Genomic DNA, 19,703 nt, shown 5'->3' on the forward strand with positions numbered 1-19,703 from the left:
GGAAATAACGAGACAGCGGAGACGATCATCCGCATGCAGAATGTGAATCTTGTGTATCCAACGGGAACAGCAGCGTTAAAGGATTGTTCGCTGGAAATAGGAAAGGGCGAGTTTGTGTTTATTGTCGGGAGCAGCGGCTCGGGTAAGTCTACTTTGATCAAGACACTGCTTGGTGAGCTTGAGATTTCATCCGGAAGAATCGAGGTGGCGGGAAAGGATCTCGCGAATATGACGAGAAAGGAATTGCCGTATTTTCGCCGGAAGCTGGGCGTTGTCTTTCAAGAATTTAGGTTGCTCGATGAGATGAATGTTTTTGAAAATGTTGCACTTGCACAGCGTGTTGTCGGAGTATCCAGCAGAGAACGGCGCCGCAAGAATTCCCTGGCAATGTTAGAAATGGTAGGTCTTTCCAAGAAACTGAGGGCTTATCCGAATGAGTTGTCAGGAGGAGAGCAGCAGCGTGTGGCGATTGCGCGTGCTATGGTGAACCGACCGGCAATTCTTCTGGCGGACGAGCCGACCGGAAATCTTGATCCGGAGAATTCCTGGGAGATCATGAAACTGCTTCAGGATGTACATGAGCTTGGAACAACGGTTCTTGTAGTAAGTCATAATGAGGATATCGTCAACAAAATGCAAAAGCGAGTGATCACTCTGCATAAGGGGCAGATTACAAGCGATGCCAGACAGGGAGGTTATTTACAGTGAGTACATTATGGTATGGCTGAAACAGGGCATAAAAAGTATCATACAAAATAAAATATTTTCGCTGGCGGCGATCGGTACCATTACGGCGTGTCTGTTCCTGCTGGGCGTATTCTATTCATTGTTGACCAATTTTCAACATATGGTTTATAATGCGGAGAGTACGGTAGGAATCATCGTATTCTTTGATGAAAATGCAACGCAGGCGCAGATCAGCAGTATTGGTCAGCAGATCAAAGCACGCAAGGAGGTTGAACGTGTCGACTATGTTTCTGCAGACGAGGCGTGGAACCGGTTTAAGTCAGAGATTTTGGAGGATCAGCAGGAAATGGTCAACGTATTCGGCAATGACAATCCGTTAGCTAATTCCTCCTCCTATGAGGTTTATCTGAAGGATGTCACGAAGCAGTCGGAGATGGTATCGTTTATTGAGAGCCTGAGCGGTGTGCGCAAGGTCAACAGTGCACAGGAGGCAGCAACCGGCTTCGGAAGCTTTAATATGCTGGTCGGATATGTGTCCGTTTCCATCATTCTGCTGTTGATCCTCGTATCGGTATTCCTGATCTATTCTGCGGTGGATATGGGTATCAATGTGCGAAAGGATGAGATCGCGATCATGAAGCTGATCGGTGCGACGGATCTGTTTGTGCGTCTTCCGTTTATCGTGGAGGGAATTACCATGGGGATTATCGGAGCGGCAATTCCGCTGGTGATCACCGGCGTGTTATATGATAATGTGGTACGATTTATCGTTTCTCACTTCTCGGTACTTTCCGGATGGCTGGCATTTGTCAGTACAGAAGAAGTGTTCCGCGTACTGATTCCATTGTGCCTTGGCATTGGAGTAGGCATTGGTGTGATCGGAAGTACGATGTCGGTAAGAAAGCATCTTCATGTATAGCGCGAAGGCATTCCGGGAACAGGAGTCCCCGTGAGAAAGAGGCGATGCAAACGGTGATATACCGAGGAACAGATTGGAGTGAGCAGCGATGAGACGAAGATGGAAGATTGCAGCCGGTGTGTGGCTTGCCGGGGCACTTTTGACGGGGGCTGCCGGTGTTGCCGGAACGGATCTGTCCGGCTTAAGAGTCATGGATAAGGTATATGCGGCACCGCAGGAGAGTGGAGAGCCGGTCGCATCCCCGGAGGCAACAGAAGATACAGCCATTGTGAATGACGGCAGCTATCAGGGCAGACTGGATGCGGCGGAACAGAAGCAGCAGAAGCTGAAAGAGGAAAAGAAAGCCTTGGAGAAGAAGTTGGATAATATTCAGGATTTCACGGACGATGTCAGCAAATATGTGAGCACACTGGATATGCAGATGACGAATCTTCTGGATAATATTGATGCCAATAAGGAAGATATCGAAGATATCAAACAGGAGATCCAGTCGGTCAATGAGGAATACGATAATGCACTGAGCAGGCAGCAGGAGCAGTATGATGGGATGAAGGCGCACATCAAATATATGTACGAGAATTCGGACAGTAATTATCTGGTGTATCTGATGAAATCGCGCACCCTCGCAGAATTTCTCAGCAGAGAGGAATACGTTGAAAAGGTCACTAACTATGATAAGGTGCTTCTGAACAAATATCAGCAGGTGCTTGACGAGGTGACGATTGCCCGCCAGAAGGCAGAAGAGAAGCAGCGGGAAGTGACCGCTACCAAGAATTCCTTAAAATTTGAAAAAGAAAAGCTGGAGCAGCTTTCCGATGAAAAGACAAGACAGATTAAGATTTATCAGGGTCTTGTAGCAGATAACCGGCAGAATGTAGCTTCCTATGCGGCACAGATCGCCGATCAGGAGAAGGAGGTCGAAGCAATTCTCCGGGAAGGGCGTGATAAGATCTCGCAGAGTGAGAAAAGCGGAGATACGGTACAGATCATGCCGACAAACGGCGAGTATGCATGGCCGCTTCCGGTTTCCGGACGGATCACATCGACGTTCGGCTATCGTAAGGCACCGACTGCCGGAGCCAGCAGCTATCATAAGGGTGTTGACATTGCGGTCAATACCGGTACCAATGTACTTGCCTGCAAGGAGGGCAAGGTTGTGACGGCAGCGTACTCTTCCTCTGCCGGCAATTACGTCGCAATTTATCACGGAGGAGGAATTTATTCTTATTATATGCATTGCTCCCAGCTTAAGACATCTGTCGGAAAGCATGTGGAAAAGGGGCAGGTGATCGCAAGATCCGGTTCCACGGGGATTTCGACCGGTCCGCATCTTCATTTTGCAATGTATAAATCCGGCAACTATGTTAATCCGATGTACTATGTGAAACAGCCATAAATAAGTGCCTGCAGTGTGAATGTACTGCAGGCATTTTAGGCATGAAGTGAGAATATAATGAGCAGAAAAGAGGTTTTGTAATGAAAAACAGGAAATTTTGGCAGGGATTTTTGACGGGAGGACTGAGTGTTTTGCTTTGTATGCTGTTGGTTTGTGCCGGACTGACGGTGACAGGGAAGATCGACATCAGAAATATGATCATGAAGGTTTCGTCCGGAAGTATCCTGAATAAGAAACTGGACAGCAAGATGACAGAGCTTCAGGCGTATATTGATCAGTTCTTTCTCGATGATATTGACCGGGAAAAGGTGCAGGATTCCATCTGCAAAGGAATGGTCGATGGACTGGGAGACGTTTACGCCGCATATTACAATGAGGAAGAATATAAGGATATGAAGGAGAAGACCTCCGGCAATTACTGCGGCATCGGCGCTTATGTGAGCCAGAGCGCAACCGATGGTGCGATCACGATTGTGCAGCCGATCAAGGACAGTCCGGCAGAAAAAGTCGGACTCAAGTCCGGAGACATTATCAGTGAGGTTAACGGTAAGAGTGTGGAAGGCATGGATCTGACTGCGGTTGTCAGCAAAATGAAAGGCAAAGCCGGAACGAAGGTAGAGCTTACGGTGTTAAGAGATAATCATCAGAAGAAATTTACGATCACAAGAGAAGAGATCCATTCTCAGACAGTTGCGTATAAGATGTTGGATGGAAAGATTGGTTATATTGAGGTCAGCTCCTTCGAGGAAGTGACAAAGCAGCAATTCCGTGATGCGCTCGATGATCTGGAAAAGCAGGGAGAGAAGTCTCTGGTCATTGATCTGCGCAATAATGGTGGAGGTTTGCTCAGCACGGCGGTCGATATGCTTGACCGTCTGCTCCCGGAGGGCATTGTGGTATATACCAAGGATAAGGACGGCAAGAAAGAGGTTTATCGCTCTACGGATAAGGAAAGCTTTGATAAGCCGATCGCCATTCTGGTCAATGAAAATTCTGCCAGTGCATCCGAAGTATTCTCCGGAGCAATGCAGGATTACAATAAGGCAGTTCTTGTGGGAACGACAACTTTTGGAAAGGGAATTGTGCAGACCGTATTTGATCTGTCGGATGGAACGGCGATCAAGCTGACGACAGCCAAGTATTACACGCCGAAGGGACGTAACATCCACGGAACCGGTCTGGAGCCGGACATCACGGAGGCACTCAATGATCAGACACACCGGCAGAAAAAGAGTGGTGTCCTGATCGACAACCAGATGCAGCGTGCGATCGATTATCTGAAAAACGGAAAATAATTTTTTGCAAAATAATGAAGATACCGGTAAAGGAAAAGGACAAATTTTCCGATATACAGTACATAATATATAGGAGGGAAAGAAATATGAACCGAAGAAAAATGGAAAAACGCAGTTTATCATGGTTGTTGGTTTTATCCATGGTTCTCAGCCTTTTTGGCGGATTTTCTGCGCCAAACAAGGCAAAGGCTGCAACAGGCGACGCTACTATTTCATTTGGTGAGCCGAGCATTTCAGCAAGTGGATATTATACTTACCCGAATGCCAAGGTGACACTGCCGGATGAGGATAAGCTGATCCACAATTTAACCGTAACAGTTGACAGTGGATATATTAAGGTAACATCCACATCTATCAAGGATAAGAGAGGTGATACGATCACCGGTAAAGGTATCCTGACCACAGAGAGTCTTCAGGAGAAGGACGAAACCAATGGTGGACTGAGTCAGGGTAGTGGAAGCGAGACGTTATCAACAGACAGCTCATCCAAATATGAGACAATCTCTTTTGACTTTGATGAGATCCGTGGCGAGACCGCTCCGGGAGCACCAGTATATGCCATTGAGAATTATCTTAAGACACTTCGTTTTACCACCAGTAAGACAGGTGGTCAGACCGTTACGATCACAGCAACGACACTTGGTGTGAACGATCTTAAGACAACGATCAACGGTGCTGAGATCCCGCTTCATTATTATAATGGTCATTTTTATGGCTATGTAACGAACTGGTGCAACTGGAGAACTGCTTATGATGAGGCATCCGGTGCAAAGTTTGCCGGAGTAAAGGGTTATCTTGCAACTCTGACAAGCCGTGGCGAGGATCGTTTCCTGTATTCTACCTTCCCGCTGTACGGACAGCTTGCAAAGGAAGGATGGATGGGATGTACCAGAGCAACTCTGGAGTCCGTTGAGGCAGGAACAGAGGCAGAGAATCTTCCGAAGATTACTTCTAATAATGATCCGAACTTCATCTGGCGCTGGGTATCCGGTCCGGAGGCAGGCAAGGAATTTGGTCAGCAGACAACCGCTTACGGATTTGGCTCCGGGGACGGTGGTTTTGAGACATTTGACGGTCACTTCTCTAACTGGCAGAGCAGTGGCAACATTGAGCCGAACGGTGGTGCAAACGAGCCGGAGGCATTTGGTTATTATGGTAAGTACGCATACGGACGTTGGAATGACTACAGTGCAACCTCCTGCGTCGGTGGTTACTACATTGAGTTCGGTGGTATGCCGGGCGATGATGAGACTCTGAAGGATAACTTAGGTGATAAGATCGTTGTTAAGAGCGATAAGACTGAGCCGGACATTGTCAATCCGGACGTAAAGGATCCTTCTGCTACAAGTGCACCGAAGAAGACATTGACCGGTGAGCCGGTGATCAAGCTTCGTGATGAGGATGCAGATGTTGAAGTTGGTACAAGATTAAAGGCTGACACCTCTAATGTCGGACCTTCCGATGCTACCTATACATATAAGTGGTATGTGCAGGATGAAGGTACAGGCACATGGTCTGAGATTCCGAATACAGCAGGCAATGTCAATTTAACACTGACGAAAGATACGCTTGATCATAAGATCAAGGTTGAGGTTGTTGGTACCGATGATTATGAGGATCAGGTTCTGAGCTCTCAGCCGTTTAATGCCACACATACAAAGCAGGTACTCATCGGAACACCGACGATTGAAAAGAAGAACAGCACAGATAAGCTGGAGCCTGGTACAGTTATCCAGGCGAAGTTAGATGATCTTGTTGATCCGTCTGATCCGGATATTGACAAGGAGCTTCACTTTGAGTGGATCGCAAAGGATCCGAAGACCGGTGGAGAGACAGTCATCGGTAAGGATGAACCATCTTACGTTATCAAGTCGGATGACCTTGGAAAGGATATCTATGTAAAGGTAACTGCCAAGGAAGATTCGGATAAGTATACAGGAAGTGCGAAATCAGAGGATGCATTTACATTGCCGCCGGCACCGACAGCAACACCGGTACCGACCAATGCACCAACACCGGAGCCTGTACTGGAGCCGATTGTTGGACGTCCATCTATCGTAAACGATGTCACAGATGAAGAGGGCAACCCTCTCAATAAGGTTGGAACTGTTCTGAACGCCAACATTGACAAGATCACACCGGAGGGTGCAAAGAAATCATTGATCTATCAGTGGTACGTCCGCGAGAGCGATGGTACATTGACCGCAATTGACGGTGCAACAGAGCCGACGTTGACTCTGACAGAGAACGAGCTTAATAAGCAGCTTCTCGTAGCAGTAACCGGTAACGAGGATGAGGGCTATTACGGAACGAGAAACTCTTTCCCGTATGATGCAACACAGCAGAAGGAAAAGATCAAGGGAACCGTTAAGATCATTAACGAAACCAAGGCAAAGGATTCCGTAACAGGCGAAGAGTATGAGGTAAAGCGTGAGGGAACGATCCTTACAGCAGATATTGATGGTGTAACGCCGGAGGATTCTCACAATACACTGACCTATCAGTGGTATGTAAAGGAGTCTGACGGAAAGCTGACACCGATCCAGGATGCAACCGACCGCAGCTATACATTGACAACGGCTGAGGTGAATAAGGAGATTGTTGTTGAAGTAAAGGGTAACGGTAAGTACAAAGGAAGTGTATCTTCCAATCCGTATGATACAACACGTACCGATTCCGATGTCAAGATCGAGGATTCCGATCAGGAAGGAAAGAGAATCATCGTGGTATCTCCGACGATGAAGGATACTGTATATGCAATCGTGGATGCGAGTGGAGACGGAACACCATTGCTTAACATCCCGACAGTGGATGAGAAGGGTGTGTCTCAGTATCCAAACGTATACACCACTGAGCTGCCTGGATATTACAGACCAAGCGAGCCGGGTGGAAAGCTGATTTTTACTGTCGATAAGGATAAAGAGTATGTCATCTATGCCAAGAAGGATACAAAGACAGATGTTGTCATTGTCGGTCCGGAGATCGAGGGAGTAACCATTGTGGATTATGATGACAAGGGTACTTTAGAGCGAAATGACGATGATACGATTTCTATCGAGGTCAATCCTGCAGACCCTGGATACCAGTACGCAATCCTGAACAAGGTGGACGGAAAGTATTATGATATGCCTGTAGAGTATGATCCGGTTAAGAAGGAATATGTTTACGACAAAGATAAGAACGATGGTTTCCTGACAACCGGTGGTGAAGGTAAGGTAATCTTCTCCAACCTTCCGGCAGACGGTACCTATAAGGTGGTTGCCATTCCGGTAGGAAAGACGATCGATGATGAGATTTATCAGGGATTGAAGCCGAGCCAGATTCAAGGTGGTTCACCGGATATTATCTCCGTGCCAAAGCCTATCCAGAGTCCGAAGCCAAGCGAGAGTCCGGATCCTGGAAGTTCATCTGATCCAAGTGCAAGTGCAACGCCGGATCCGAATGCAAGTGCAACGCCGGATCCAAACGCAAGTACCAAACCGGATCCAAATGCGAGTGCAACACCGGATCCAAATGCAAGCGGTAAGCCATCCGCAAGCCCGTCAGCGAGTGCATCAGCAACACCTTCTTCCACACCGGGAGCAGGAAATGCTACTGCGGCACCGTTAGATCCGGATCAGCAGAGCAGAGTTGATAAGTTCGTTGAGGAGCATGGAAAGAATCCGTCAACCGGAGAGATCATTAAGAAGGTTGATGATCTGACAAAGGATGTCGTTTCTTCCGGTGAGAAGGAATGGAATCAGTTGTCCTCTGCAGAGCAGGATGCCGTAAACCAGAGATTGAAGGATGGCGGATGCCCATATACTTATCAGGAGCTTCTTCAGATGGCTAACACATATAAGATTCCTGGATTCAAGCTTCATAAGGTTATGAAGAAGAACTCCAAGGCTAAGCTGAAGCTTATGAAGTGCAAGGGTGCTACGATCATTGTGACATCAACCAACAAGAAGGTTGCCACAGTGAATAAGAAGGGTGTCATCAAGGCAAAGAAGAAGGGTAAAGCAACTCTGACAGTCACAGCGGTTAAGGGCAAGTACAGCAACCGTCTGGTAATCAACATTGAGGTTCGTAAGAAGTTCAAAAATGCGACAGAGCTTAAGAAGTTCAAGTCCAACCGCATTAAGACGCCGACGATTCTGATCGCTAAGAAGAGAAAGCTGAAAAAGTCCACAAAGATCAAGATCTATGGTCTGGAGAAGAATGCAAAGGTGAAGTATATTTCTTATAACAAGAAGGCGCTTCCAATCAACAAGAAGGGACGTTACACTGCAAAGAAGAAGGGAAGATCCCTGATGCGTGTAACCGTAAAGCAGAATGATAAGACTTACTTCTTATATCTGTATGTAACAGCCTTCAAATAAACAAAACAACACTCTGAGTGAACAGAGCAGAATATGACGGACGTCGTACCGAAAGGTACGGCGTCCTTTTTGCGTATAAGAAGATGCCTGTAACATAGTAGAAATCAAGAACAAAACGCTGGTCTTGTGCTTTTTTGGGGACGCCGGTAAACGGGGATGAAACTTTTTTGATATTTCCTATTGACAAAGTATGAAATCAGGTGTAATATATCCCTAGTAAGTCGATAGAGATTAGAGGAATTGGAGAAAACAAATGACAGAGTATGGATTTAACACAATGCTTTTACACGGTGTGAAGCAGAACGATCCCTATGGAGCGACACACACACCGGTTTATCAAAGCAGTGCCTTTCGGCATGAGAGTGCCGAGGATCTGGAGAATATCTTCACGAATAAGGCGATGGGATTTTCCTACACCCGGATCAATAATCCTACCGTGGAGGCATTTGAGCAGAGGATCACGAAGCTGGAGCGAGGTGTAGCAAGCGTTGCGTGTGCTTCCGGGATGGCAGCATTATTTAATGCACTTGCCAATATCCTGCAGGCAGGCGATGAGGTGGTTGCAGCCGCCGGCTTATATGGCGGTACCGTAGAGCTTTTTGAAGATCTGGAAAGCTTTGGAATCACAACAAAGTATGTGACAGAGAACGAACCACAGGCTTATGAGAAGCTCATCACGGAGCATACGAGAGTTATCTTTGCAGAGACGATAGGCAATCCGAAGTTAGATGTGACAGACATCAGGGCAGTGGCAGATATGGCACATGCACATGGACTTCCGCTGGTGATTGACAACACAGTGGCGACACCGTATCTGGTCAGACCGCTGGAGCTTGGAGCAGATGTGGTTGTTAATTCCTCTTCAAAGTACATAAATGGCAACAGCGATGCCATAAGCGGTATTCTCACCTGGAGCGGAAAGTTTGCATGGGATCCGGAGAGATATCCGGGACTTGTCCCATATAAGAAGTTTGGACCGATGGCATACGTCGCAAAGCTTCGCAACGGATTATTCCGAAATACAGGAGCCTGTTTATCTCCGCAGAATGCATTTCTTAATAATCTGGGTCTGGAAACACTGGGCTTCGAATGCAGCGCCAGTGTGAAAATGCAAAGGAGCTTGCAGAGTTCTTAAGAGACATGGGAGTCGGTCTTACGGTCAACTATCCGGGATTGCCGGAGAGTCCTTATTATGAGCTGGCAAGCAGGCAGCTTGACGGTGGCTACGGCGCGATCATCACGGTGAGAACAGGAAGCAGAGAGAAGGCATTTGAGATCATTAACACATTAAAGCTTCCATACATTTTGTCCAACATTGGGGACACCAAGACATTAGTTCTTCATCCGGCGTCAACCATTGCGGTTCATCTTTCCAAGGAAGATCAGCTGCAGTCGGGAGTATATGAGGATCTGATCCGCATCAGTGTTGGTATCGAAGATATTGAAGATCTGAAAACGGATTTTGAGGCTGCAATTCGCGCGGCACAATAAATAAAAGGGCATATGTTATGAAAGGATTGGTACAGGATATGGCAGTAGATTATGGAACATTAAAAAAAGGCGGTTTCATGAGACAGAAGCAGAAAAATAACTTTTCGCTTCGTGTCGCAGTCGTCGGTGGAACACTGACTGCAGAGAATCTGAAAAAAATCGCCGAAGTTGCAGAGGAGCACGGTGAGGGATATGTACATCTGACATCCAGACAGGGTGTTGAGATTCCATTCATTAAGCTCGAAGATATTGATGTTGTCAAGGAAGAGCTTGCCGAGGGCGGTTGTAAACCGGGTGTCTGCGGACCGAGAGTTCGTACCGTTACTGCCTGTCAGGGAAATGCGATTTGTCCGAGCGGTAACATTGACACACAGGATATTGCAAAGAAGCTTGACGAGCGTTACTTCGGCCGTGAGCTTCCACATAAATTTAAATTTGGCGTTACGGGCTGCCGTAACAACTGTCTGAAGGCAGAGGAGAACGATGTTGGAATCAAGGGAGCAACAAAGGTTGCATGGAAAGAGGATGCCTGCATCAGCTGTGGTCTTTGCGTAAAGGTCTGCCGCGAGGGGGCTCTCAAGCTGGAGGATGGAAAGATCATATTAGACCAGGGCAAATGTAATTTCTGCGGACGTTGCGTGAAGTCCTGCCCGACCGATGCATGGGATGCACAGAGTGCTTATCTGGTATCCTGCGGAGGAACCTTTGGCAACACCATCAAGGAAGGACAGTATATGCTGCCACCGATCACCTCAGAGGAACAGCTTTTCCGCGTAACCGATGCAGCGATCCAGTTCTTTGATGATCACGCAAATCCGGGTGAGCGATTCAAATTTACAATCGACCGGGTTGGAAGCAATAAATTATACGAGGTATTAAAGGAGGCATACGATGGCTGATATTAAGATTGATGATACAGTGGATATTACCGATGTGGTCTGCCCGGTGACATTTGTCAAGGCAAAGGTAGCATTGGAAGAGCTGGAGGACGGAGAGGTTCTCGCAGTGAAAATGAACGACGGTGAGCCGGTACAGAATGTACCGAGAAGTATTAAGGAAGAGGGTCATCAGATCCTCAAGCTGGAGGACAATGAGGATGGAACCTACACCCTGATCGTCCGCAAGGTAGAAGAGTAAAGAAGAAACAGAAAGGCATGGTGATACATATGGCAGCAAGAATTAATGAGCAGCAGTTTGAAGAAAAGGTATTGAAAGCGGATAAACCGGTTTTGGTGGATTTTTATTCGGATACATGCATTCCATGCAAGAGAATGGCTGGAGTGCTCGGCGAGATTGAGGATGATTACGACGGCAAGCTTGACGTGTTCAAGATCAATGTAAACTATGAGCAGGGACTGGCTGGCAAATACGAAGTAATGTCTGCACCGACACTGATCTACTTCATCCATGGAGAGCAGCAGTGGAGACTGACCGGAGTGGTAAAGCGTGAGGAGATCACAAAGCTGGTTACCGATATCTGATGCACCACTTGAAATGCTTTAAGAGGTGTCCGATATTTGGGACACCATGAAATAGAAATAAAAGAAACTTACAGGTGTAAGAAAGGAGAATACAATGACAATCACAATTGCAGGAAACAAGAAAGAGTATGATGAGGGTGTAACCGTAGAGCAGCTGATCGAGAAGGAGAACGTTGAGAATCCATTATATGTTACCGTAACGATCAATGATGACTTCGTAGACAGAGAGAAGTTTGGCGAGACAGTATTAAAGGATGGCGATGCCGTTGAATTCCTTTACTTCATGGGAGGAGGAGCAAGATAATGGCTTTTACAAACGAACAGCTTGAGAGATATTCCCGCCACATCATCCTTCAGGAGGTTGGTGTAAAGGGACAGAAGAAGCTCTTAAACGCCAGCGTTCTGATCATCGGAGCAGGCGGACTCGGAGCACCGGCAGCACTTTATCTGGCTGCAGCAGGTGTTGGTACGATCGGTATTGTTGATGCCGATGAGGTAGATCTTTCCAACCTGCAGAGACAGGTCATCCACACCACCAATGATGTGGGCAAGGCAAAGGTGAAATCCGCTGCGGAGACAATGGAAGCGATCAACCCGGATGTTACCGTCAAGACATATCGCACATTTGTAGATTCCACAAACATTATGGATCTGATCAAGGATTATGATTTCATCATTGACGGTACCGATAACTTCCCGGCAAAATTTTTGATCAATGATGCCTGCGTTATGGCAGGAAAGCCATTCTCCCATGCCGGTATCATTCGTTTCAAGGGTCAGCTCATGACCTATGTACCGGGAGAAGGACCATGTTACCGTTGTGTATTCAAGAATCCACCGCCAAAGGATGCGGTTCCAACCTGTAAGCAGGCCGGTGTCATCGGTGCTATGGGCGGTGTTATCGGAAGTCTTCAGGCAATGGAGGCAATCAAGTATATTATCGGTAAGGGAGAACTTCTTACCGGAAAGCTTTTAACATACGATGCACTGAAAATGGAATTTCACACGATCAAGCTTCCGAAGGATCATCACTGTGCCGTATGCGGCGACGAGCCAACGATCACAGAGCTTATCGATTATGAGCAGGCAGAATGTGATCTTAAGTAAAACTAGTCACCGGTGTGCTAAGTAAGTTTACGGCCTGGCAAGCTTGCCTGCAAAAAGCAGTGAGCTTACTCGGTGCAGATGCCGGTGAATAGAATACAGAACATAGAGATGATATAGAAAGTAAGGTGAAAGCATGGCAATAACGTTGAAAATGAAAAAAGAAGATTACGAGAAGATCCTGGCACACTGTCAGGCAGGTCTTCCGAATGAATCCTGTGGACTTCTGGCGGGAGATATTGACGGAGAAGTAAAAAGCATCACAGAGGTATATCTGCTGACGAACATTGATGCCAGCAACGAGCATTTCTCCATGGATCCGAAGGAGCAGCTTGCGGCTGTAAAGGATGCCAGAGCAAAGGGTAAGAAGCTGATCGGAAACTTTCATTCTCATCCGGAATCGCCATCACGTCCTTCCGAGGAGGACAAGAGACTTGCATATGATTCCACAATGGAATATCTGATCCTGTCTTTGCAGGAGGCAGACAATCCGGTGCTCAAGGCATTCGGAATTGATCCGGACAAGAATGTTACAATCCATGAGATTGAATATCTATAAAGGCATTCGGAAAATTTTCCTGAATGCACCGGAATAAAAGCCGATGGCTTTTCGTGAAATAAAGGGTGACAAACGACACAGAAAGGATGGTTCCATGAGTAAAGATTTTGAAGTACGGCAGATCAACACAGATGTATTGATCATCGGAGGAGGTACCGCAGGCTGTTACGCAGCACTGACTCTGAGCCGTGACACAGGGCTGTCCGTGGTGATTGCGGAGAAAGCCCATATTAAGCGGAGCGGATGTCTGGCAGCAGGAGTCAACGCGATCAACGCTTATATCACGAAGGGGCATGCTCCACAGGATTATGTCGATTATGCCAGGAAGGATGCCGCAGGTATTGTCAGAGAGGATCTGCTGCTTACCGCAGCGGAGCATTTCAATGAAGTGACTGCAGATATGGAAAATCTTGGTCTTGTGATCCTGAAAGATGAGAATGGTGATTATGTCACCAGAGGAAACCGTAATATTAAGATCAACGGAGAGAACTTCAAGCCGATCCTTGCCAAGGCAGTACAGGAACAGGAAAATGTATCGGTTATAAACCGTGTCAATATCACAAAGCTTCTGACAAAGGATAATAAAGTTTATGGTGCGGTAGGATTTTCTCTCGAGGATGAAACCGCTTATGAGATCCATGCGGGTGCCGTGCTGGTGGCAACCGGCGGGGCAGCAGGACTTTATAAACCGAACAATCCGGGATTTTCCCGACATAAAATGTGGTATCCGCCATTTAATACCGGTGCCGGATATGCCATGGGAATCCGGGCAGGCGCAGAGATGACCTCCTTCGAAATGCGATTTATCGCACTTCGCTGCAAGGACACGATCGCACCGACCGGAACCATTGCACAGGGAGTGGGAGCAAAGCAGATCAATTCCAAGGGCTTTGTTTACGAGGACAAATACGGACTCACCACAAGCGAGCGTGTCTATGGCACGGTTCGCGAGAACCAGCTTGGAAACGGTCCATGCTACCTGAAGACAAGCGGTATTGATAAGGATCAGGAAGAAAATCTTTTAAAGGCATACCTGAACATGGCGCCAAGCCAGACGCTCAAATGGATCGAGACCGGGGAGCTTCCGGGCGAGCAGGATGTTGAGATCGAGGGAACAGAGCCTTACATTGTCGGCGGACACACGGCAAGCGGTTACTGGGTAGACACCAACCGTGAGACAACGATCCACGGTCTGTATGCTGCCGGAGATGTGGCAGGAGGATGTCCACAGAAATATGTAACCGGCGCACTGGCAGAGGGTGAGCTTGCGGCAAAGGCGATCGAGAAGCAGTTAAGCGGGACTTCTGTGGCCGATGGTGCAGACGAGGAGATTGCCCGTCAGGCACAGGAAGAGACTGCCGCTTATCAGGATATTTTAGCAGGAGAGCAGTCACCGTTTACGGCGGAGGAGCTTGAGGAGGCAATGCAGAAGGTGATGGATGAATATGCCGGCGGTATATCTACCCATTACCAGTACAATGAGAAGCAGTTAAAGCTTGCCGATGAGAAGATCGATCAGCTGACTGCACTCGCAGATGAACTTACCGCACAGAATATGCATGAGCTTTTATTCGTTTATGAATTAAAGGAGCGGCTGATCGTCTGCAAGAGTCTGATCGCACATCTGAGAGGACGTAAGGAGACGAGGTGGCATTCCTTCAATGAGAATCTGGATCATCCGAACGAGGATGAGAACTTTTTCAAATATGTCAATTCCCGTCTGGAGGATGGAAAGATCCGGATCATACTGAGAGATATTGTAAAGGAGGGGTCCTATGAGCATACAAATTAACCGGCAGAAATGTATCGGCTGCGGTCAGTGCATGCAGGTCTGCCCGGGAACGCTGATCGAAAAGCAGGAGGGAAAAGCAGTGATGCGCTATCCGAAGGACTGCTGGGGATGCGCTTCCTGCGTGAAAGAATGCCCGGTTGGAGCGATAGGATTTTTCCTCGGAGCAGATATCGGAGGAAACGGCAGTGTGATGACTGTGACAAAAGACGGACAGATCTTACGTTGGAATATTCATAAAAGCGATGGACGCGAGGTTACGATTGAGGTAGACCGGCGCAGTTCCAATAAATATTAGAAAAGGATGGAGGACGACTATGAGTGGATTAACACATTTGGATGAATTAGAGGCAGAAGCAATCTACATAATCAGAGAGGTTGCAGCGGAGTGTGAGAAGCCGGTTATGTTATATTCGATCGGCAAGGACAGTTCGGTAATGCTTCACCTGGCAATGAAAGCATTTTACCCGGAGAAGCCGCCATTTCCTTTTCTTCACGTTAACACAACCTGGAAATTCCGTGAGATGATCGAGTTCCGTGACAAGACCGCAAAGGAACTTGGCATTGAGATGCTCGAGTACATCAACGAAGAGGGTGTGAAGCAGGGAATCAACCCGTTTGATCACGGTGCTGCTTACACCGACATCATGAAAACACAGGCACTGAAGCAGGCATTAAATAAATACGGTTTTACAGCAGCATTTGGTGGCGGACGACGTGACGAGGAAAAGAGCCGTGCCAAGGAGAGAATCTTCTCCTTCAGAAATGAGTCGCATGCATGGGATCCGAAGAACCAGCGTCCGGAGATGTGGAAATTATATAATACGGAGATCAACAAGGGCGAGAGCATTCGTGTATTCCCAATCTCCAACTGGACTGAGAAGGACATCTGGCAGTATATCAAGCGGGAAAATATCCCGATCGTGCCTCTTTACTTTGCGGCAGAGAGACCGGTTGTATACCGTGACGGCAACATTATCATGGTAGATGATGATCGTATGCGTCTGGAGCCGGGCGAGAAGCCGGAGATGAAGATGGTTCGTTTCCGTACACTGGGCTGCTATCCGCTTTCCGGTGGTGTGGAATCCAATGCAACAACACTCGATGAGATCATTGAGGAGACTCTCAGCTCCGTAGAGTCTGAGAGAACAAGCCGTGTGATCGATAAGGACGGCGGCGCTGCAAGTATGGAAAAAAGAAAGAGAGAGGGGTATTTCTAGGATGAATGGATTATTAAAATTTATAACCTGTGGAAGTGTAGATGATGGAAAATCAACCTTGATCGGTCATATCTTATATGATTCCAAGCTGTTATATGCAGATCAGGAAAAAGCATTGATCCTGGATAGCAAGGTTGGCTCCCGTGGCGGTGAGATTGATTATTCCTTGCTGCTTGACGGACTGATGGCAGAGCGTGAGCAGGGTATCACGATCGATGTGGCATACCGTTATTTCACAACGGACAACAGAAGCTTTATCGTAGCAGATACACCGGGTCACGAGGAGTATACAAGAAACATGGCAGTTGGTGCTTCCTTTGCACAGCTTGCCGTAGTTATGGTCGATGCAAAGCAGGGTGTTCTGGTACAGACAAGACGCCATGCAAGAATTTGTGCTTTGATGGGAATCCGCTATTTTGTATTTGCGGTAAATAAGATGGATTTAGCAGATTACAGCGAGGAGCGTTTTCGTGCGATCGAAAAGGACATCAAGGATCTGGCAGAAAGCTTGGTCTTTACAGCGTAAAGATCATTCCAGTCAGCGCAACAGAGGGTGACAACGTAACGGTTGTATCTGAGAATATGCCTTGGTATCAGGGTGGTACACTGTTAAATTATCTGGAGACAGTCGATATCTCCGAGCAGGAGAATTCTTCCGTATTCTATATGCCGGTACAGCGTGTATGCCGTCCGAATCATGAGTTCCGTGGTTTCCAGGGACAGATTGAAAGCGGACGTATTAAAGTCGGCGAGACGATAACCACACTGCCGAGCGATGAGAAGGCAACGATCAAGTCAATCCTGAACGGTTCTACGGAGGTGCAGGAGGCTGAGGCAGGTCAGGCAGTAACGATCCAGCTTGACCGTGAAGTGGACGTAAGCCGTGGCTGCGTATTGGCCAATAAGGAAGATCTTCCTTACACTAAGGACGTAACAACGACACTTTTGTGGATGGATGATGAGCCGCTTTCTCTTGGCAAGGAGTACCTTGTTAAGCTTGGAACCAAGAAGATTCCGGGAATGCTAAAGAGCATTGAGTACAAGATCGATGTCAACAGCGGAGAGCATATTCAGGCAGACCATGTTGAGAAAAATGAGATTGCCGTTTGCCATCTGGAATTTGCAGAGAAGATTATCGTTGACAAGTTCAAAACCAACAAGACACTCGGCGAGCTGATCCTGATCGACCGTATCAGTCATGCAACTTCGGCCTGCGGTGTTGTTGAGGATGTTTCCACCGATGGTGAGGTACCATATTTCCAGAAGGATGATATCAAAACCGGCGGATATATTTTCGAGGAATTCTACTTCAATCTGGAGAACGCATTCCTCTCTAAGGTAAATACACAGGATAAAACATACCATGTTGGCGATACCGTGCCGATCGAGGGCGACAGCTTTAAGTATCCGGATTATTTCGATATTCTTGCAGCAGACAGTGATGCCGTTATCCTGATCCGTAACCGTGTGATCGAGGACATCATTCCACTGTCCGAATATCAGTACACAGGACTTCCTGTTCTCGATGAGAGAGGATTTGCACTGCGCATCCGTGTAAAGGCAGACCTCGACAATTATCTGTACGAGTACAAGAATCTGGACAAGGAGAATCATTTGGAATTCTTCAACAAGTGGTCCAAGTTTGAAACCTACCGTAGAATTATATGCACTGATAATTTCTGGATGATATGATGCAAGGGCCAAAAGTAGATAGCAATGTATGTTTACATACAAATTGCTATCTACTGGCTTGACCCGCCAAACACCGACAAGAAGCAGATTTGCTTGCAAATCTGTGGGATTGGAGATGGTTGCAGGATTGCGGAAATTGCGTCGCAATGGAGCAATCCGTGGCATCAGGGTAATGCGAACACTTGCGTGTTCGCATTAGAAGTTGCTTCGCATATTATTAGTGTCAACCGTAGTTTTAGCAGTTAGAAGAGGAGTTCCATATGAAGATTTCTACCAGAGGAAGATATGCTTTGATCCTGATGCTGGATCTGGCGAATCATAATCGCGGCGTGCCGGTGCCGTTAAAAGAAACCGCAAAACGCCAGCAGATTTCAGAAAAATATCTGGAGCAGATTATTTCCGTGCTCAACAAAGCTGGTTTTGTAAAGAGCGTCCGTGGGTCTCAGGGTGGTTATCTGCTGAAAAAAACACCGGAGGAGTACACGGTGGGAATGATCCTGCGGCAGACGGAGGGCGATTTAATGTCCCTTTCTTCGGACACCTCCAACGAAATGGAAAAGGCTTCTGTGATCAACCGCGTCTGGGACAAAATGGGAAAAGCAGTCAATGATATTGTAGACAATATTACACTGCAGGATCTTTTGGACTGGGAGGAAGAGCAGACGGAAGAGGCCGGATTTTATGTAATCTAAATAATAAAAATAATACCGATAATGTTTCTTGGCGATACAGGATAAGGCATTATCGGTATCTTTGGTTTCGAGAAGAGAACAACGGGAAAGGAAAACGGATATGAAAGATATTATAATTATAGGAAGCGGTCCGGCGGGATTGTCGGCTGCAGTTTATGGCAGACGTGCCGGTCTGGATATTCTTGTGATCGAAAAGGAATATTGTGGAACCGGGCAGATCGCGGAGAGTGGTCAGGTGGATAATTATCTGGGCATTCCGGGGATTGACGGATATTCTCTGGGAGAAAAATTCCGGGAGCATGCTGAGAATCTGGGGACGGCTTTTCTGGAGGAAGAGGTCACGAAGCTGAAGCAGTCCGATGGTTATTGGAAGGTGCTTCTGGCAGGCGGGGATGTTTTGGAGACGAAGACCGTGATCTATGCGGCAGGAGCATCCCATCGCCATTTAAACGTACCGGGAGAGGACAAGCTTTCCGGCAGAGGTGTGTCCTACTGTGCTACCTGTGACGGCGCATTTTTTCAGGGAAAGGTGACGGCTGTGGTCGGCGGTGGTGATACGGCACTGGATGATGCTCTTTATTTGTCACAGATCTGTGAGAAGGTTTATCTGATCCACCGTCGTGACGAGTTTCGCGGAAATGCGGGAACGGTGCAGAAGGTAAAGGATGCAGAAAATATTGAGATCCTGACGAATGCGAGAGTACAGGAGATTCAGGGAGAACAGCGGGTAGAGGCTCTGGTGCTGGAGGATGGCCGCAGACTGGAAGTGGCCGGTGTCTTTGCGGCAGTAGGAATGGAGCCGGTAACAGGACTGCTTCAAGGCGTTGCAGAACTTGATGAGTATGGTTATGTGGCAGCAGGAGAGCAGGGGATCACCTCGGCCCAGGGACTGTTTGTGGCAGGAGATGTGCGGACCAAGGCGCTTCGTCAGGTGATCACGGCGGCAGCAGATGGGGCCAATGCAGCGACAGAGGCGGAGAGGTATATCCGGAGATAGAAACATAGAAAATGTTCATT

At 47.4% G+C, this 19,703-nt stretch carries 16 protein-coding genes and 2 pseudogenes; all 18 read left to right on the forward strand.

Annotation, left to right across the window (positions count from 1 at the left end):
* Positions 1–24 precede the first annotated feature (24 nt).
* Positions 25–708 (forward strand): cell division ATP-binding protein FtsE, encoded by a 684-nt coding sequence (gene ftsE / locus DXA20_RS06890; protein ID WP_118559798.1) that lies wholly within the window; start codon positions 25–27, stop codon positions 706–708.
* On the forward strand, positions 680–1,606 hold the full coding sequence (gene ftsX / locus DXA20_RS06895; RefSeq protein WP_243100568.1) for a permease-like cell division protein FtsX: 927 nt from the start codon (positions 680–682) through the stop codon (positions 1,604–1,606). The genes ftsE and ftsX overlap by 29 nt, the downstream gene beginning before the upstream one ends.
* A gap of 88 nt (positions 1,607–1,694) precedes the next feature.
* Positions 1,695–3,002 carry a M23 family metallopeptidase gene (locus DXA20_RS06900; RefSeq protein ID WP_118559765.1) on the forward strand — a complete coding sequence of 436 codons (1,308 nt, stop codon included), beginning with the start codon at positions 1,695–1,697 and terminating at the stop codon, positions 3,000–3,002.
* A gap of 80 nt (positions 3,003–3,082) precedes the next feature.
* The gene (locus DXA20_RS06905; protein ID WP_118559766.1) at positions 3,083–4,297 is read left to right on the forward strand and encodes a S41 family peptidase; all 1,215 of its coding nucleotides are present in this window, start codon (positions 3,083–3,085) and stop codon (positions 4,295–4,297) included.
* A gap of 86 nt (positions 4,298–4,383) precedes the next feature.
* On the forward strand, positions 4,384–8,658 hold the full coding sequence (locus DXA20_RS06910) for a hypothetical protein (RefSeq protein ID WP_118559767.1): 4,275 nt from the start codon (positions 4,384–4,386) through the stop codon (positions 8,656–8,658).
* A gap of 277 nt (positions 8,659–8,935) precedes the next feature.
* Positions 8,936–10,149, forward strand: a pseudogene (locus DXA20_RS06915) (O-acetylhomoserine aminocarboxypropyltransferase/cysteine synthase family protein).
* Positions 10,150–10,187: 38 nt separating this feature from the next.
* On the forward strand, positions 10,188–11,048 hold the full coding sequence (locus DXA20_RS06920) for a 4Fe-4S binding protein (RefSeq protein ID WP_118559799.1): 861 nt from the start codon (positions 10,188–10,190) through the stop codon (positions 11,046–11,048).
* A complete protein-coding gene (locus DXA20_RS06925) occupies positions 11,041–11,286 on the forward strand; it encodes a sulfurtransferase TusA family protein (RefSeq protein WP_118559768.1) in 246 nt (81 codons plus the stop codon). Before DXA20_RS06920 ends, DXA20_RS06925 begins: the two co-directional genes overlap by 8 nt.
* A 29-nt stretch (positions 11,287–11,315) precedes the next feature.
* Entirely contained in the window at positions 11,316–11,630 is a 315-nt protein-coding gene (locus DXA20_RS06930; protein ID WP_118559769.1) for a thioredoxin family protein, read from the forward strand.
* 94 nt (positions 11,631–11,724) lie between these two features.
* Positions 11,725–11,934: a sulfur carrier protein ThiS gene (gene thiS, locus DXA20_RS06935; protein ID WP_022306894.1), complete on the forward strand. Its 210-nt coding sequence runs from the start codon at positions 11,725–11,727 to the stop codon at positions 11,932–11,934.
* Positions 11,934–12,737 carry a thiazole biosynthesis adenylyltransferase ThiF gene (gene thiF / locus DXA20_RS06940; RefSeq protein WP_022306893.1) on the forward strand — a complete coding sequence of 268 codons (804 nt, stop codon included), beginning with the start codon at positions 11,934–11,936 and terminating at the stop codon, positions 12,735–12,737. Before thiS ends, thiF begins: the two co-directional genes overlap by 1 nt.
* Before the next feature lie 133 nt (positions 12,738–12,870).
* Entirely contained in the window at positions 12,871–13,293 is a 423-nt protein-coding gene (locus tag DXA20_RS06945; RefSeq protein WP_118559770.1) for a M67 family metallopeptidase, read from the forward strand.
* 94 nt (positions 13,294–13,387) lie between these two features.
* A complete protein-coding gene (locus DXA20_RS06950) occupies positions 13,388–15,085 on the forward strand; it encodes an adenylyl-sulfate reductase subunit alpha (protein WP_022306891.1) in 1,698 nt (565 codons plus the stop codon).
* Positions 15,069–15,380, forward strand: coding sequence for a 4Fe-4S dicluster domain-containing protein (locus tag DXA20_RS06955; protein ID WP_118559771.1), 312 nt, complete (start codon positions 15,069–15,071; stop codon positions 15,378–15,380). Before DXA20_RS06950 ends, DXA20_RS06955 begins: the two co-directional genes overlap by 17 nt.
* Before the next feature lie 19 nt (positions 15,381–15,399).
* The gene (gene cysD / locus DXA20_RS06960) at positions 15,400–16,302 is read left to right on the forward strand and encodes a sulfate adenylyltransferase subunit CysD (protein ID WP_022306889.1); all 903 of its coding nucleotides are present in this window, start codon (positions 15,400–15,402) and stop codon (positions 16,300–16,302) included.
* A 1-nt stretch (position 16,303) separates the two neighbouring features.
* Positions 16,304–17,994 (forward strand): annotated as a pseudogene (locus DXA20_RS06965) (sulfate adenylyltransferase subunit 1).
* 260 nt (positions 17,995–18,254) lie between these two features.
* Entirely contained in the window at positions 18,255–18,686 is a 432-nt protein-coding gene (locus tag DXA20_RS06970; protein ID WP_118559772.1) for an RrF2 family transcriptional regulator, read from the forward strand.
* Between the two features lie 100 nt (positions 18,687–18,786).
* A complete protein-coding gene (locus DXA20_RS06975) occupies positions 18,787–19,683 on the forward strand; it encodes an NAD(P)/FAD-dependent oxidoreductase (protein ID WP_118559773.1) in 897 nt (298 codons plus the stop codon).
* Positions 19,684–19,703 lie beyond the last annotated feature (20 nt).

The organism is Roseburia sp. AM59-24XD (genome assembly GCF_003478445.1).
Taxonomy (GTDB): domain Bacteria; phylum Bacillota; class Clostridia; order Lachnospirales; family Lachnospiraceae; genus Jutongia.

Excerpts from the sequence above, each read along its gene's own strand:
- ftsX (WP_243100568.1), top strand. The coding sequence starts at position 680 with ATGCCAGACAGGGAGGTTATTTACAGTGAGTACATTATGGTATGGCTG.
- DXA20_RS06900 (WP_118559765.1), top strand. The coding sequence starts at position 1,695 with ATGAGACGAAGATGGAAGATTGCAGCCGGTGTGTGGCTTGCCGGGGCA.
- DXA20_RS06905 (WP_118559766.1), top strand. The coding sequence starts at position 3,083 with ATGAAAAACAGGAAATTTTGGCAGGGATTTTTGACGGGAGGACTGAGT.
- DXA20_RS06910 (WP_118559767.1), top strand. The coding sequence starts at position 4,384 with ATGAACCGAAGAAAAATGGAAAAACGCAGTTTATCATGGTTGTTGGTT.
- DXA20_RS06920 (WP_118559799.1), top strand. The coding sequence starts at position 10,188 with ATGGCAGTAGATTATGGAACATTAAAAAAAGGCGGTTTCATGAGACAG.
- DXA20_RS06925 (WP_118559768.1), top strand. The coding sequence starts at position 11,041 with ATGGCTGATATTAAGATTGATGATACAGTGGATATTACCGATGTGGTC.
- DXA20_RS06930 (WP_118559769.1), top strand. The coding sequence starts at position 11,316 with ATGGCAGCAAGAATTAATGAGCAGCAGTTTGAAGAAAAGGTATTGAAA.
- thiS (WP_022306894.1), top strand. The coding sequence starts at position 11,725 with ATGACAATCACAATTGCAGGAAACAAGAAAGAGTATGATGAGGGTGTA.
- thiF (WP_022306893.1), top strand. The coding sequence starts at position 11,934 with ATGGCTTTTACAAACGAACAGCTTGAGAGATATTCCCGCCACATCATC.
- DXA20_RS06945 (WP_118559770.1), top strand. The coding sequence starts at position 12,871 with ATGGCAATAACGTTGAAAATGAAAAAAGAAGATTACGAGAAGATCCTG.
- DXA20_RS06950 (WP_022306891.1), top strand. The coding sequence starts at position 13,388 with ATGAGTAAAGATTTTGAAGTACGGCAGATCAACACAGATGTATTGATC.
- DXA20_RS06955 (WP_118559771.1), top strand. The coding sequence starts at position 15,069 with ATGAGCATACAAATTAACCGGCAGAAATGTATCGGCTGCGGTCAGTGC.
- cysD (WP_022306889.1), top strand. The coding sequence starts at position 15,400 with ATGAGTGGATTAACACATTTGGATGAATTAGAGGCAGAAGCAATCTAC.
- DXA20_RS06970 (WP_118559772.1), top strand. The coding sequence starts at position 18,255 with ATGAAGATTTCTACCAGAGGAAGATATGCTTTGATCCTGATGCTGGAT.
- DXA20_RS06975 (WP_118559773.1), top strand. The coding sequence starts at position 18,787 with ATGAAAGATATTATAATTATAGGAAGCGGTCCGGCGGGATTGTCGGCT.